The organism is Cellvibrio sp. UBA7671 (genome assembly GCA_002483145.1).
Lineage (GTDB): Bacteria > Pseudomonadota > Gammaproteobacteria > Pseudomonadales > Cellvibrionaceae > Cellvibrio > Cellvibrio fibrivorans.
Genome location: DLHJ01000016.1, coordinates 426,154 through 440,824 on the forward strand (window position 1 = coordinate 426,154; position 14,671 = coordinate 440,824).

The window sequence follows — 14,671 nt, forward strand, 5'->3', positions numbered from 1 at the left end:
ACTAAGCCTGCAATTTCCCCATCTGTCTGTTGCTTGTGCCACTTAGGGTTTAGCCCATTTCCTGTGGATCAACATCAATCGACCAGCGCACCCGTTTGGCGAGCGGCGATACTTCCAGTTGCAGCGCTAATTCGCTGAGTAACTGTTGCAAGGGTTTGCGCTGCGCACTGTTGATTTGCAATTGGTAGCGGAAGCGGTCGCCGCGCTTTTCCATCATTGCCGGCAGCGGGCCGAGATAATTCAAGAGCGGGTGCGGCGCTTGCAGTTGCTCGGCGATTTTGCGTGCGGTCTGCAGGAAGTCCACCGCTGCAATCGCCTGTTTGCTCTCAGCTCGAATCAATGCAAGGTGGCGATAGGGGGGCAACTGGGTGATCTGGCGCTCATGCAAAATCAAATCGGCTAACGCGTGATAACCCTGCTGCACCAGTGTTTGCACCAGTGGGTGATCGGTGTGATGGCTCTGCAAAATCACCCTGCCACTTTTTTCCTCGCGCCCGGCGCGCCCGGCGACTTGCAATAACAGCTGCCCCATGCGCTCGGCGCCGCGGAAATCGGTGCTGAATAAACCAGCGTCCGCATCGATAATCACCACCAGCGTCACATCGGCAAAGTGATGGCCTTTGGCGAGCATTTGGGTACCGACAAGGATGCAGGGTTCGCCGCTGTGCACATCGACCAACAGTTTTTGCATGCTGTTTTTATTGCGCGTTGAATCGCGGTCTACGCGGATGACTTTGTAAGCTGGAAATAATTGTTGCAGCACCACTTCACTGCGCTCGGTGCCCTGGCCGATAGGTTGGATTTTGCTGCTGTTGCAGCTTGGGCAGCGCTTGGGAATGCCGCGCTGGTGATCGCAGTGATGGCAGTGCAGATGGCGCGGTGTCTGGTGCACGGTCATGCGTGCATCACAGTGATTGCAGTTAGCTAACCAGCCGCAATCGTGACACTCCAACGTGGGTGCGTAGCCGCGGCGATTGAGAAATACCAGCACCTGGTTGCCTTTGCCGAGCGTATCGCCAATGGCATCGATACTGGCCTGCGCAAAACCCTCATGGAGGATTTCGCCGCGAATATCGAGCAGCTGAATCTCCGGAGGTTTGGCATTGCCCGCGCGCGCTTTCAGGCGCAGGTATTGATAGCGCCCTTGTATTGCATTGTGCAGGGTTTCCAATGAGGGCGTAGCCGAGCCGAGAATCAACGGAATGCCAAGGCGATGGGCGCGTACGGCAGCGAGATCGCGCGCGGAATAGCGGAAGCCATCTTGCTGTTTAAAAGAGCCGTCATGTTCTTCGTCGATAATTAAAATGCCCGGTTCTTTGAGCGGCGTAAACAGCGCCGAGCGGGTGCCGATAATGATGCGCGCAATACCGTCGCGCGCTTGCAGCCAGGCATCCAGCCGCTCGCGGTCGTTTAAACCGGAGTGCAAGGCCACAATGGGCAAATTAAACCGACGCTGGAAACGCTGCAGTGTTTGCGGCGTGAGCCCAATCTCTGGCACCAGCACCAAGGCTTGTTTGCCTTGCTTGAGCGACTGTTCAATCGCCTGTAAATAAATTTCAGTTTTGCCGCTGCCGGTAGCGCCATCGAGCAGGTAAGTTTTAAAGCTACCGTAGTCGATCTGTGCAAACGCGGCTTGCTGTTCATCGCTCAATACCAGCGGTTGTTCGCGCAACAGCTCTGCCGGGTGTGGCGCTTGGCTGGGCACTATTTCGTCGATCCGCGCGAGGCCCTTGTCGATCAGGCTTTTGGCGATGGAGCGGGGAATGTCCAGCAAATCGAGATCGTTGCGGCTGAGTTGATGGTGGGTTTGCAAGGCGGCTAGCAATGCGGCTTGTTTTGGTGAGCGTTTAAGTGCGCCTTCGGGCAAACCTTTGCCTTCGGTGGTGAGGCGAAATACCGGTTCCCCGCGCAGTTGTGCGGGCTCGCCCTGGCGAAGGAGCACTGGCAGGGCGGTTTGCAAGGCTTCGCCGGGGGCGCATTGGTAGTAGTCGGCGGCCCAGAGACAGAGGTCTAGTAACTCGCTATCCAGTGCGGGGCGGGGGTCGATAATCGCCAACGCGTGGCGCAGTTTGCCCAGATCTTGCGCGCTTTCCGTTTTGACTTTTATCAGTACGCCGATCAGTTCCTGATGGCCAAAAGGGACGCGCACCAATGCCCCTGGTTGCAGTGCGGATGGCGTTATATCTGCGGGAGGTAAATAGTCAAAGCAGCGACGCAGGGGTACGGGCAGTGCGATTTCCAGCAGCAAGGATTCTGTTGATGAGGTTTGGGTCATGGAGTCAGCAATTATCAAACGAGGCGGGCAGCATAACGTAATCGATCTTGTGTTCGCAGTTTATTGCTGATTGGCTGATGGTTTTTTGTGCGAAATGGCGTTTTTCAGTTGCGCGCCTAGGGTTTTCTGGTAGTATCGCCGCTCCCGAAAACAGCCGTTTTTTAAACCTATGCGCGGTGCCCGGCAACTGACCAGGTGGCGGCGCAGATCACACAAGGCATTCATCATGAAAGCAGACATTCATCCAAATTACGTTGACGTAGCTGTAACCTGCAGCTGTGGCAACAGCTTCACCACCCGTTCAACCTTGGGCAAAGCCCTTCACGTTGACGTATGTGGCGCCTGCCACCCATTCTACACCGGCAAGCAAAAAGTTGTTGATACCGGTGGCCGTATCGATCGCTTCACCAAGCGTTTCGGCAGCCGTATCGCTGGTGCCAAGAAAGACTAATTTCTTGATCCGCACTCTGCTAGCACCGCTAGTAAAAACGCCGGGAATGAAAATTTCCGGCGTTTTTTTATGCCTGTGTTCTTTGTTTTTGCCCGCTCTTGCGGTTGCTGAATGCGGTTTTCCTGCTGGTGAGTTGGTGCAGGTGGTGCGGGTATCGGATGGGGACACCCTGAAATTACAAGACGGCCGCTCGGTGCGGGTGCTGGGGATTAACGCCCCGGAAATTGTGCATGGCAACAGACCCGGTCAGCCGCTCGGGCGTGAGTCGCGCGCAGCGGCGCAGGCGTTTGTCGATGCGAGCAAAGGTAAGGTTCGTCTTGGATTTGAGCGCGAGACCCATGATCACTACGGTCGTTTGTTGGCGCATGTGTACGATAGGCGCGGAAATAGCTTGGCCGTAGCGCAATTGCGCAGCGGCATGGCATTGCAGATTGCCGTTCCGCCCAACACTGCCCATGAGCATTGCCTGTTGACACCAGAGCGGGAAGCGCGACAAAAATCTTTAGGGGTATGGAGGGATAATTACTGGAAGTCTCTGCCGACATTATCTCTGCGCGGCGATGAGGCTGGCTTCAGGTTGGTGCGCGGGCGCATCGCCAGGGTGGATATCAACTCGGCAGTGTGGTTAGAGTTTGAAGGCAAGTTGGTCGCCAGAGTTGCTAAAAAGGACTGGCCATTATTTGGCTATCGACAGCAGGATTGGTTGGCGCTAAAGGGTAAATCGGCGGAGGTGCGCGGTTGGATAGGCTCACAAAAATCCAGGCGCTCGCAGCAGTTCAAGCCTTTGGTGATGCAGCTGCGATCACCTTCATCCATAAAAGTAATCGCAGACTAACCTGATTAGAAAAGCTCTTCGGGTAAGGTTGCCTGCTCAGTAGTCTCGGTACCTGCGGCTGATGTACGCCCGGTATCTTCCCCTAAGAACACCTCAAAAATCGCATCGGGATCGCCCGGCATAGCGGGTTTACCGGTATCCGGGTTGATCCGCACAGTCACTATCCCTTCCGGTTGGCGCGGCAATTGGTCGGGCACACCTTCCAGAGCGGTGCGCATAAAATCGATCCAGATAGGCAGTGCCGCCGAGCTGCCAAACTCTTTGCGTCCCAAAAGGGTATTGGCATCAAACCCGACCCAGACGCTGGTGGTGATATTGGGGTTATAGCCAGAGAACCAACTGTCGCGTGGCCCATTGGTAGTACCGGTTTTGCCGGCGATATCATTGCGCCCGAGTTGTTTGGCGAGGCGGCCAGTACCCTTATCCACTACATCGCGCAGCATCGAGTCGATCAGGTAGGCAACGCGTGCATCAATAATACGCGGTGCCCGCAAATTGCTATCAAGGCTGGGTGTTGCCGGTATCAAGCTGCCATCATCGGCATAGCTGAGTTGGTTGATCTCGCACTCTTTACATACGCGCTTCGGGCGCGCCTCGTAAACTACTTTGCCTTTATCATCCTCAATTCGTGTCACCAAATACGGGTCAACTTTAAAACCGCCATTAGCAAAGGTCGCGTAGACGGTCGCCATCTGCATGGGGGTAAGTGCATGGGTACCCAGCGCCAGAGTCAGGTCGCGGGGGAATTCTTTGGGGTTAAAACCAAAGCGCGCGAGGCTGTCGAGAGCGGTCTGCATGCCGATACTGCGTAGCAAGCGAATCGATACCAAATTCCGTGAGCGGTAGAGCGCTTGGCGCATGCGCATAGGGCCAACAAACTTGCCGTCATCATTTTCCGGGCGCCAAGCGATGCCGGTGCTGGTGTTTTCAATCACTATAGGTGCGTCGTTAATAATCGACGCCGGGGTAAACCCATTTTCCAGTGCCGCGGTATAAATCAACGGCTTAAAACTGGAACCGGGTTGGCGCGCACCCTGGATCGCACGGTTGTAATGGCTTTGGTTGAAGTCGAGGCCGCCAACCAGCGAGCGAATCGCACCATCCATAGGGTCGAGGGATACCAATGCCGCCTGAATTGCGGGTACCTGGCTAAAGCGCCATTGGTCGTCGTTATCTTTGGTGATGCGCACAACATCGCCCGGTTTAAGGAATTCGGTCACTGCTTTGTAGGCGGCGCCGCGGCTATCTTCAGTGAAGTAAGGGCGCACATTCGATAGCCCCTGCTCCCAGCCCAAATCAACGTAATCACCATTGCTCATCAGCACGCGCAGCGATTTTTCCTGTACATCCACCACTGCTGCTGGCTCCTGCCCGCCCAGGGTGGGAATACTTTGGAGCTGGTCTTGCCAGTCAATCAGGTCGGCATCTAACGAAGGTTTGAGGCGTAGCTCCGGGCCGCGATAGCCGTGGCGCAGGTCATATCCCAACAAACCCTTGAGTACCGCAGCTTGTGCGGTGGCTTGCATAGCGCTATCGACACTGGTGTAAACCTTATAGCCCTCGGTATAGGCCTTTTCACCAAAGCGATCCAGTACTTCCTGACGTGCCATTTCCGAAATATAAGGAGCTTGTACATCTAGTGTGGTGCCGTGGTAGCTGGCGGTATTAGGTTCGTTGATCGCCGCCTCGTAAGTAGCTCGATCTATGTGCTTCAGCTCATACATACGCCCGATAATCCAGTCGCGCCGAATCATCGCACGCTTGAGGTTGGCGAGCGGGTTGTACGCCGACGGCGCTTTTAATACCCCTACGATCATGGCGTATTGGGCGACACTGAGTTGGTGGATATCCTTGCCGTAATAGATCTGTGCAGCCGCCTGCAGGCCATAGGCACGGTTCCCAAAGAACATTTTATTGTTGAACAATTCAAGGATTTCTTCCTTGGTAAATTTCCGTTCAATTTCAAGGGATAAGAGGATTTCGTTAAACTTGCGTGAGAAGATTTGTTTGCGAGTGAGAAAGAAATCACGCGCCAACTGTTGAGTAATAGTACTTCCTCCCGATTGAATGGCGCCGGACTTCAGAATTTGTGATGCGGCGCGCAACATGCCTTTTAGAGAAACTCCATGATGCTCAAAGAACTCTGCATCTTCGGCGGAGAGGAGTGCTTTTATATACAGGGGTGGTATCTGATTGTAGGTCAGGGGAGTGCGACGCTGTTCGCCAAATTCACCTATCAGCTTGCCGTCGCTTGAATAAACCCGTAAAGGGGTCTGTAATTTAACCTCCCTCAATGAATCAACTGATGGCAATTTAGGGCTCAAATAGAGATAGAGTCCGGCGAATGTCACCAAGGTAACGCCGAAACCGGCCAGTAACAGCCAGAAAATAATGCCGAAGAAGGATTTTTTACTGAACATTTTTTCTATGTGAATTAATGAGTTAGCGCGGTCGCCGCAGGTGGCGGGCATTATACGGGCTTTTTGCCTGTTTACATATTCATCGGTTTGTTGCAGGCTTAAGTTAAAGTGCTATAACATAAACAACGTCTAAGTTACGGATATAGATAGAAAAATGGGCATTTTAAGTTTCCTCGATAAGAAGGCTAAGCCGGTGGTCGGGTTGGACATTAGTTCCACCTCGGTCAAATTGCTTGAACTTAGTCGCAGTGGCGATCGCTACCGCGTTGAGTCCTATACCGTAAAAGCGCTACCGCCCAATGCGGTGGTAGAGAAGAACATTGCTGACCCCGCCGCAGTGGCGGAGATTGTCAGATCCATGGTCAAACAATCCAAAACCAAGCTCAAGCATGCGGCTGTCGCTGTTGCTGGCTCGGCGGTGATCACCAAAATGATCGATATGCCGATGGATTTGAACGACGACGCCATGGAAAGCCAGATCGCGGCAGAAGCCGATCAATACATCCCCTTCCCATTGGAGGAAGTTGCACTCGATTTTGAAGTGCAGGGCATATCCCCTCGCAATCCCGATCAGGTAGAGGTGTTACTGGCTGCGTGTCGCCGTGAAAACGTGGAGGTTCGCCAACAAGTTCTTGCGGACTCTGATTTGATCGCAGAAAAAGTGGATATTGAAGCCTACTGTATGGAGCGCGCCTTTGAGTTGATCGCCGAGCAATTGGAGGATCAGGAAGGTCAGGTTGTCGCGATCATCGATATCGGTGCCACTATGACCACATTGAGCGTGCTGGTGGATGGTAAAACGGTCTATACCCGCGAGCAGTTATTTGGCGGTCGCCAGTTGACTGAAGAAATCCAGCGTCGTTACGGCTTATCGCGTGAAGAGGCCGGACTGGCCAAGAAACAAGGTGGATTACCCGACGACTACGAAATGGAAGTTCTTACCCCCTTTAAAGATGCGGTGGTGCAGCAGGTTACCCGCTCATTGCAATTCTTCTTCTCCGCAAGTCAGTACAACGACGTGGATTACATCATTCTTGCGGGAGGCGTTGCATCGTTAGAGGGTTTGGTTGGGTTGATCGAAGAAAAATTAGGCACGCAAACCGTGGTAGCCAATCCTTTTGCGCGCATGTCAGTTTCATCCAGAGTAAACGCTGTTTCGCTTGCGAACGACGCTCCTGCATTGATGATTGTTACCGGTTTGGCAATGAGGAGTTTTGACTAATGGCCAAGATTAACTTATTGCCTTGGCGCGAAGCCTATCGGCAAGAGAAAAAGCGTGAATTTCTGGGGATTGTTGGTGGCATTGGTTTGGCCGCAGCATTTTGTGCTTATCTTTGGGTGTCGAGCGTGCAATCAGCGATTGAGAACCAGAATGCCCGCAATCAAATGCTTAATCAGGAAATTGCCAAGCTTGATGCGCAAGTAAAAGAAATCAGCGAGATTAAAAAAGTGCGCGACGATTTACTGGCGCGCATTAAAGTGATTACTGATCTTGAAGGCACTCGCCCCGTCATAGTCCGCTACTTTGATGAGCTGGCCAGATCTATTCCTGATGGTGTTTGGATCAGTTCAGCGGAACGCAAGGGTAATGTGGTAACCATTGAAGGTGTGGCTGAATCATACAATCGCATAGCAAGCTTCTTGCGCAACCTTGAGGCTTCCGATTGGTATGCATCGCATAATTTGATTTCTGTAGATGCTGCTCCTGAAGAGGGCGAGGATGCGAGTAAATTCAAAATGACTGTTGAAACCTCTGCGCCCGTTGATCCTGCAGCTGATCCTGCAAAAACCGCTGGGGGGGTAAAGTAAATGTCATTTCAAGATACCCTCGACCAGCTTAAAGAGTTTGATGTAAATAACATCGATTTTGAAAAAATAGGTGTCTGGCCATGGCCAGCTAAAGTATTTGTTTGTTTGCTACTGATTGCGGTGGTTTTTGCGGGAACTTACTACCTGAAAATCAGCGATTTAAATTTAGAGCTTGAGTCTGTTGCTGCGCAAGAGCAGACATTAAGAGGGACTTTTGAGAAACGAAGTTTCGAAGCTGCGAATCTGGATGCTTACAAAGCGCAGATGGAAGATATGAAGGTCACTTTTGATTCTTTGTTGTCGCGCTTGCCAGCAAAAACAGAAGTTCCGGGATTGCTAGAAGATATTGGTACGCGTGGTAGTGAAAGTGGCTTGACCAACATTAATATCAATTTTCAGCCTGACGTGGTTGCAGAGTATTACATTGAGGTTCCAATCAACATATCTGCCGATGGTGGATATCACGATATGGGCGGCTTTGTCAGCGGGGTTGCTGGTATGCCGCGCATCGTAACCTTACATGATTTTTCGATTACTGCATCTAAAGAAAATAAAACGTTGAGCATGAAAATTTTAGCGAAAACCTATCGCTATAAATCTCAGGAGGCCGCGAAATGAAACGGTCACTGTTAATAACACAATTTGTTTGCGTGCTGGCATTGGCAGGTTGCGGTCAATCCTCTCAGCAGGACTTGATTGATTTTATGGAAGAAACAAAGCGCAGACCCAAAGGACAAATTGAACCTTTACCTACGTTTAGTCCTTATCAACCATTTACTTACAGCGCTATGACTTTGCGTAGCCCTTTTGAAAAGCCTATTCCCATAGATGAATCGGCTGCTAAAGGTGGTCGTGCAGTTGCACCGGACTTAACAAGAGAAAAAGAGTTTCTCGAAGGTTTTAATATTACTTCGCTCAAAATGGTTGGCACTATCAGCAAAGGTGGCCAGTTGTGGGCGCTTATTGATGATGGTGCAAATAGTGTGGTGCCAGCAACTGTTGGAAATTACTTGGGGATGAACCACGGCAAAATAATATCCACCAGCTCAACGCAAATTGAAGTGATGGAAATTGTGGGTGATGGTTCCAATGGTTGGGTTGAACGTCCCAGAATTATTAAATTAGAAGAGAAGGAATAAGCGGACATGTGTGCTCTATTCACTCCGGGGTTGAATATGCGTAAATTTGTTGTGGCATTTATTTGTTTGTTGGTGTCGCCGTTAACACTGGCAAGCACTCTGAATGAAATTAATTTTTTCCAGCTGCCTGGAGAGCGTTTTGAGGTGCGTATGTCGTTCGATACGCCACCACCGCAACCTAAAGGTTATACCATCGAAAAGCCGGCTCGTATCGTGCTCGACTTTCCTGAAGTGGTGAGCGGGCTGAAAGAGCGCCGCTTTCCTTTGGCTGTCGATAATGGCCAAAGTGCGATGGTGCTGACGAGTGAAGGCCGTACCCGACTGATATTAAATCTCAATGATTTGGCTTCCTACACAACGCGCACTGATGGTAATAGTTTTATCGTCGAGGTTGGTGCAGCAAAAGGCTCTGATACTGGGCAGGCAAGTCGTCCTGCTGTCGAAGTTGCTACCAAATCTACTTTTAAAGAAAACGATACTTTAGGTAATCAAACCAAGATTACCAATATCGATTTTCGTCGAGGCACTGCGGGTGAGGGCCGTGTCATTGTTACCCTGTCCAATCCCAAAATTAGTGCCGATATGGTAGGCACTGGTGCAGGAGTAAAGTTATCGTTCAAGGATGCGTGGCTACCTCCAGAGCTGCGTCGTCGTTTGGATGTAGTTGACTTTGCTACTCCTGTATCTCTGGTTAGTGCTACGCAAGAAGGTGAGACCTCTGTGCTTAATGTCAGTGCAGGTGGCGATTTTGACTATCTTGCCTATCAAACAGACAATGAATATGTATTGAGCATCAAACCGCTGACAGAGCAGGAAAAGCAGGAGAAGAAAAAAGATTTTGAATATACTGGTGAAAAATTATCGCTGGATTTCCAGGACATTGAAGTTCGTGCTGTGTTACAGATTATTGCTGATTTTACCGAATTGAACTTGGTAGCTAGCGATACTGTGCAAGGGCGTATTACTTTGCGCTTGCAGAATGTTCCATGGGATCAAGCTTTAGAAATGGTGCTCAAAAATAAAGGTTTGGATAAACGTCAAGTAGGTAATGTGTTGATGGTTGCACCAGCAGCAGAAATTGCTGAGCGTGAGCGTCAGGAAATTACCACCAAGAAACAACTCGAAGAATTGGCTCCATTGCGTACTGAATATATCCGCGTACGTTATGCTAATGCGAAAGAGATGTTTGAGCTGTTTAGTGATGGCGGTGGCAGTGGCGGTGGCGGTGGCGGTGGTCAAGGCGGCAATCGTGCAACTGGCAGTGTTTTGTCTGAACGTGGCCAAGGTGTAGTTGATGAGCGTACTAACTCGATTATTATTACTGATACAGCTGAACGTATTGAGGCATTTAAGCGTTTAGTTGATCAAATAGATATCCCTATTCGTCAAGTGATGATTGAGGCGAGAATTGTAATTGCTAACACCGACTTTGAACGGGAGCTGGGTATTCGTTGGGGGGGGGTTGGTTATAATGCAAATAGAAATCGTGTAATCGATTTTGCGGGTTCCCAAGAAGGATTGGATGATGAAGACGGTACTCATCCATCGCGCTGGTTTAATCCAGGACCTGATGATGACGATAATACTTTGAATCTTACAGAGAATAACGTGGTTGATTTGGCTGTGAATGACCCTTATGCAAGCGCTGCGATCGGCATTCTTACTGATAGTACCTATCTGGATTTGGAGCTAAGCGCATTGGAAAACTCTGGTTATGCCGAGATTGTCTCTCAGCCCAAAGTCATCACTAGTGATAAACAATTGGCCATTATTAAGTCAGGTAAAGAAATCGGGTTTTTGGAAACCGCGCCTAGTGGTGGTACCACGACTGGTTTCCGTGAGGCAGTGTTAAAGCTAGAGGTAACCCCGCAAATTACACCGGATAATCGGATTATTATGGACTTGAATGTGTGGAAAGATTCAGTTGCTTCCATTGAGGTATCTGGTCGTCCAACACTGGACATCACTCGCTTACAGACCAAGGTTCTGGTAAATAATGGTCAGACGGTAGTTTTGGGTGGAGTCTTTTCATTAGAGGGCACCAAGGGGGAGAATAAGGTCCCTGTATTGGGTGACATCCCCTATCTTGGTCGTTTATTCAAGAAAACTGTGGATAATCAGTTCAAAACCGAGTTGTTGATTTTTGTTACTCCCAAGTTGATGTCGGATACTCTTGCAAACTAATGCGTAAACCCAATGTCTTTCTGGTCGGCCCCATGGGGGCCGGCAAATCTACCATAGGCCGTTTATTGGCTGCAGAATTAAACCTGAGTTTTCGAGATAGTGACCGTGTTATAGAAGAGCGAACGGGGGCTGATATTCCCTGGATCTTTGATATGGAAGGTGAAGAGGGCTTTCGTGAGCGCGAAACAGCGGTGTTATTGGAATTGGCCAATGAGCGTGATGCTGTTATTGCGACCGGCGGTGGAATAGTTTTGCGTGCGCAAAACCGTGAAATGATGAAATCATCGGGGTTTGTTTGTTATCTCACGGCTTCTATCGACCAACTGGTTGAGCGCACCGCGCGCGATAAAAAGCGCCCTTTGTTACAAGTTGAAAATCCGCGCCAGAAAATCATTGATTTACTCGCCTTGCGCGATCCGCTGTATCAAGATGCGGCGGATTTCGTTGTGAATACTGATCGCCGCTCTCCTAAGGCAGTTGCACAGGAAATCGCATCGCTTGTGCAGGACGCCTGATCCGTTCAAGTTCTTTGTTTGTCTGCTTTTCCCTGCATTTTCCATCCCTGATATCAGCTGCACTTTGTGATAAAGTGCGGCTGATTTTCTATATCCCAGTTAAAGGCTCTTTTTATGCAGGTTTTAACCGTTAATCTGGATGACCGCAGCTATCCAATTTATATCGGCGAGCAATTGTTGTCGCAGCCCGGCTTGATTCGCCAACATATTCGCGGACGTCAGGTTTGTGTGGTAACCAATGAAACTGTAGCGCCGCTGTATCTTGATCAACTGTGCGCTGCGCTCGATGGTTATCAAGTTGATAGTGTGACCTTGCCAGATGGTGAAAGCCACAAAACTCTGGATGTGTGGGCCAGTATTTTTGATAAGTTGCTCAGTGCGCGCCATAACCGTACTACGACGTTGATTGCACTCGGTGGCGGGGTGGTTGGTGATATGACTGGCTTTGCTGCGGCGTGTTACCAGCGCGGTGTTGATTTTATCCAGATTCCAACAACATTATTGTCGATGGTTGATTCATCTGTTGGTGGTAAAACCGGCGTAAATCATCCGCTCGGTAAAAATATGATTGGTGCTTTCTATCAGCCACTCTGTGTACTTGCTGACACCTCATTATTAACGACGTTGCCTGCGCGTGAATTATCCGCAGGCATTGCAGAAATAGTTAAATACGGCTTGATTTCTGACTACGAATTTTTCGTCTGGCTGGAAAATAATATGGATCAGCTGCTCGCGGGTGATATGGCAGCGCTTGGATATGCGGTAAAACGCTCCTGCGAAAATAAAGCCGATGTGGTCGCACAAGATGAGCGTGAAGGCGGCTTGCGGGCGATTTTAAATTTGGGCCACACCTTTGGTCATGCAATTGAAACTGCGCAGGGTTATGGCAACTGGCTACACGGTGAAGCTGTTGCAGCAGGCATGGTAATGGCTGCGGATTTGTCCTGGCGTCGCGGCGCCATTAGTTCAGAAGAGTTGGCGCGGGTTATTCAGTTATTGCAGCGAGCACATTTACCGGTAAATGCACCAGCTGATATGACTCCTGAACAATTTATGGAATTAATGGGGGTCGATAAAAAGGTATTGGATGGGCGTTTACGTTTGGTGTTGCTGGAGTCTATGGGTAAAGCAATTGTTACCAGTGATATCGATCCCGGAATGCTGCAAGATACTTTTGAAGCGTGCAAAGCGAATTAACGAAACAGATTACAAGAGACAGACATCATGACGAGAGAGTCACCGCTGCGTGCCCAGCCGGACAGTCGCCTACTCGATCACGGCGATTCACAACAGGGTTATTTGTTTGATGAGCCGGATGATGAACATCCTGAGGATCAGCTCCTGGCAGATTATCGGCAGCGCTATGGTTTGTCAGAAGATCCTTTCGCCCATGATTATTCATTCCCCTTGTTTACCGGCGCGGGTCGTCGTCAGTTGCTCGACCAGTTATTACACCTCTGCCAATTCAGTAATAGTGTGCTCGCTGTTTTGGGTGAGCATGGCCTGGGCAAAACCCGCATTGCCCACGCGTTTATGGATTCGCTTTCAGACCAGGATCAAATTTGTTTTTTGAGCTTGCGCTCTGGTCAGAGTCTCGAACAAATTTTGTTGTCGATCATTCAATCCTTTGGTATTGAGACCAGTGAGGTCCCTTCAACTGAAAGTCTGTTGGCGGCTCTCGAAGCATTTATTGCCGAAGAAGCTGTTTCAGATGATGATGGTTTGGCAGTTGTAGTTTTGGACAATGCCCAATTGTTGGATGACCAGTCCATCTCGGTATTGACCTCGTTACTCAGTAATTTTCCGCAACAAAATCGTTTGCATCTTGCGCTGTTTGGCGAGCCACAATTAATGCATCGCCTGGAGCGTTTGAGTCCGGAAAATTTATTAATCAATGATTTCCATCTACAACCATTTGGTTTGTTGGAGACAGTTGATTATTTAAATTTCCGCATGGAGATGGCTGATTATCTTGGTCCTGAGATCTTTACCGAGCAGATGGTCGAGCCTTGGTGGCGGCAGACCCATGGGCAGCTAAGTGTATTGCATGAATTGGCGCAGGAGCGCTTGCTCGAGTCAGTAACGCCTCCGTCTCCATCCAGCAAACGCCCTTTGCCGGTAGTACATATCATTGCAATATCCATGTTGATTGCGGTGGTAGGTGTAGCATTTCTGTATATGGGCGATGACAAAACACAGACACCCACGAATTCATCTCTAGCCAATTCAACCGCGCTTCCCACAGCAGCACCTCAGCCAGAAACTACCCAGCCAGCATCTGTGGCGTCAGCGGGTGTGGATATTAAAAATGCGGAGTTAAGCTCTACAGATACTCCTGTGCAGCCATTGTTACAGACCTTGCCGCAACCCCTGCAGCCCAATCAACAAGTGCAGCCGATAACAGAACCCGTACAAACCGTAGAATCAGCTGCATCGACGACTGTGATTAGTGAAGACATGCCAAAAGAGGAAGTTGTTCCTTTGGCTCAATTGCCCACTTCGCAGCCTAAGTCAACACAAGCATTGCCTGAACCTATGCCTATTGCGCAAGCGAAACCCGTAGAGGTCGCGCCTCAACCAGCGGCGCCGCCAGAAGTGAAAGTTATTAAACCCGAACCGGACATCGTTAAGCCCACCGTAAAATCAGTATCCACTGCGGCGATTGGTGCGGGTGCGCAAGAGCGCAATATTCTTTCTTGGAGGCCCAGTGAGTACACGATCCAATTATTGGGCGTCAGCAGTGAAAAAGCGGCGCGAGATTTTGTTGCCGCCCAAGCGAATAAAAAAGATCTTTTGGTGTTCAAGAGCAAGCGTCAAGGCAAGGATTGGTTTGTGGTGATTACTGGCCGTTACATCAGTTCTGCTCAGGCGCGCCAAGCAATTGCCAGATTGCCCGAGGCCCAGCGTGATGCAGGCCCTTGGCCTCGCGATGTGAAAACAATCCAAAATGAAATTAAATCGGCGCTGTAATGCGAGGAAAAAAATTAGGCAATAAAAAACGCGGCAAATGCCGCGTTTTTTTGATGGAGAGTGAAAAATAAAA

12 protein-coding genes are annotated in these 14,671 nt (G+C 50.0%); 10 read left to right on the top strand and 2 right to left on the bottom strand.

What is annotated here, in order from left to right:
• Positions 1–49: 49 nt before the first annotated feature.
• The gene (locus B4E62_RS17645; RefSeq protein WP_331352983.1) at positions 50–2,275 is read right to left on the bottom strand and encodes a primosomal protein N'; all 2,226 of its coding nucleotides are present in this window, start codon (positions 2,273–2,275) and stop codon (positions 50–52) included.
• Positions 2,276–2,501: 226 nt separating this feature from the next.
• On the opposite strand from B4E62_RS17645, the gene rpmE reads away from it, so the two are divergent.
• Together rpmE and B4E62_RS17655 are read left to right on the top strand one after the other, a co-directional pair.
• On the top strand, positions 2,502–2,726 hold the full coding sequence (rpmE, locus tag B4E62_RS17650; protein WP_310067502.1) for a 50S ribosomal protein L31: 225 nt from the start codon (positions 2,502–2,504) through the stop codon (positions 2,724–2,726).
• 4 nt (positions 2,727–2,730) lie between these two features.
• Positions 2,731–3,561, top strand: coding sequence for a thermonuclease family protein (locus tag B4E62_RS17655; protein ID WP_310067501.1), 831 nt, complete (start codon positions 2,731–2,733; stop codon positions 3,559–3,561).
• A gap of 5 nt (positions 3,562–3,566) precedes the next feature.
• On the opposite strand, the gene B4E62_RS17660 is transcribed toward B4E62_RS17655, so the two are convergent.
• Positions 3,567–6,032: a penicillin-binding protein 1A gene (locus B4E62_RS17660; protein WP_310067499.1), complete on the bottom strand. Its 2,466-nt coding sequence runs from the start codon at positions 6,030–6,032 to the stop codon at positions 3,567–3,569.
• A 103-nt stretch (positions 6,033–6,135) separates the two neighbouring features.
• Here B4E62_RS17660 and B4E62_RS17665 point away from each other — a divergent pair, with 103 nt between their 5' ends.
• The 8 genes from B4E62_RS17665 to B4E62_RS17700 all read left to right on the top strand — a co-directional run bounded on the left by B4E62_RS17665 (position 6,136) and on the right by B4E62_RS17700 (position 14,598).
• Positions 6,136–7,203 carry a pilus assembly protein PilM gene (locus tag B4E62_RS17665; RefSeq protein WP_310067496.1) on the top strand — a complete coding sequence of 356 codons (1,068 nt, stop codon included), beginning with the start codon at positions 6,136–6,138 and terminating at the stop codon, positions 7,201–7,203.
• Positions 7,203–7,790 carry a PilN domain-containing protein gene (locus tag B4E62_RS17670; protein ID WP_310067495.1) on the top strand — a complete coding sequence of 196 codons (588 nt, stop codon included), beginning with the start codon at positions 7,203–7,205 and terminating at the stop codon, positions 7,788–7,790. Before B4E62_RS17665 ends, B4E62_RS17670 begins: the two co-directional genes overlap by 1 nt.
• Positions 7,791–8,408, top strand: coding sequence for a type 4a pilus biogenesis protein PilO (locus B4E62_RS17675; RefSeq protein ID WP_331352984.1), 618 nt, complete (start codon positions 7,791–7,793; stop codon positions 8,406–8,408). It abuts the gene before it with no gap.
• Positions 8,405–8,929, top strand: coding sequence for a pilus assembly protein PilP (locus tag B4E62_RS17680; RefSeq protein WP_310067491.1), 525 nt, complete (start codon positions 8,405–8,407; stop codon positions 8,927–8,929). Before B4E62_RS17675 ends, B4E62_RS17680 begins: the two co-directional genes overlap by 4 nt.
• A 36-nt stretch (positions 8,930–8,965) precedes the next feature.
• Positions 8,966–11,113: a type IV pilus secretin PilQ family protein gene (locus B4E62_RS17685; protein ID WP_331352985.1), complete on the top strand. Its 2,148-nt coding sequence runs from the start codon at positions 8,966–8,968 to the stop codon at positions 11,111–11,113.
• Complete coding sequence (gene aroK / locus B4E62_RS17690) at positions 11,113–11,628, top strand: shikimate kinase AroK (RefSeq protein WP_310067485.1); 516 nt, start codon at positions 11,113–11,115, stop codon at positions 11,626–11,628. Before B4E62_RS17685 ends, aroK begins: the two co-directional genes overlap by 1 nt.
• Before the next feature lie 114 nt (positions 11,629–11,742).
• Positions 11,743–12,825, top strand: a complete 1,083-nt coding sequence (gene aroB, locus B4E62_RS17695) for a 3-dehydroquinate synthase (RefSeq protein ID WP_331352986.1) — start codon at positions 11,743–11,745, stop codon at positions 12,823–12,825.
• 27 nt (positions 12,826–12,852) lie between these two features.
• Complete coding sequence (locus tag B4E62_RS17700; RefSeq protein WP_331352987.1) at positions 12,853–14,598, top strand: AAA family ATPase; 1,746 nt, start codon at positions 12,853–12,855, stop codon at positions 14,596–14,598.
• Positions 14,599–14,671 lie beyond the last annotated feature (73 nt).

What these genes read in the sequence shown, in the direction of transcription:
- B4E62_RS17645 (WP_331352983.1), bottom strand. Translation starts at nt 2,275, where the DNA reads ATGACCCAAACCTCATCAACAGAATCCTTGCTGCTGGAAATCGCACTG.
- aroK (WP_310067485.1), top strand. Translation starts at nt 11,113, where the DNA reads ATGCGTAAACCCAATGTCTTTCTGGTCGGCCCCATGGGGGCCGGCAAA.
- B4E62_RS17685 (WP_331352985.1), top strand. Translation starts at nt 8,966, where the DNA reads ATGCGTAAATTTGTTGTGGCATTTATTTGTTTGTTGGTGTCGCCGTTA.
- B4E62_RS17660 (WP_310067499.1), bottom strand. Translation starts at nt 6,032, where the DNA reads ATGCCCGCCACCTGCGGCGACCGCGCTAACTCATTAATTCACATAGAA.
- B4E62_RS17700 (WP_331352987.1), top strand. Translation starts at nt 12,853, where the DNA reads ATGACGAGAGAGTCACCGCTGCGTGCCCAGCCGGACAGTCGCCTACTC.
- rpmE (WP_310067502.1), top strand. Translation starts at nt 2,502, where the DNA reads ATGAAAGCAGACATTCATCCAAATTACGTTGACGTAGCTGTAACCTGC.
- B4E62_RS17670 (WP_310067495.1), top strand. Translation starts at nt 7,203, where the DNA reads ATGGCCAAGATTAACTTATTGCCTTGGCGCGAAGCCTATCGGCAAGAG.
- B4E62_RS17665 (WP_310067496.1), top strand. Translation starts at nt 6,136, where the DNA reads ATGGGCATTTTAAGTTTCCTCGATAAGAAGGCTAAGCCGGTGGTCGGG.
- B4E62_RS17675 (WP_331352984.1), top strand. Translation starts at nt 7,791, where the DNA reads ATGTCATTTCAAGATACCCTCGACCAGCTTAAAGAGTTTGATGTAAAT.
- B4E62_RS17680 (WP_310067491.1), top strand. Translation starts at nt 8,405, where the DNA reads ATGAAACGGTCACTGTTAATAACACAATTTGTTTGCGTGCTGGCATTG.
- aroB (WP_331352986.1), top strand. Translation starts at nt 11,743, where the DNA reads ATGCAGGTTTTAACCGTTAATCTGGATGACCGCAGCTATCCAATTTAT.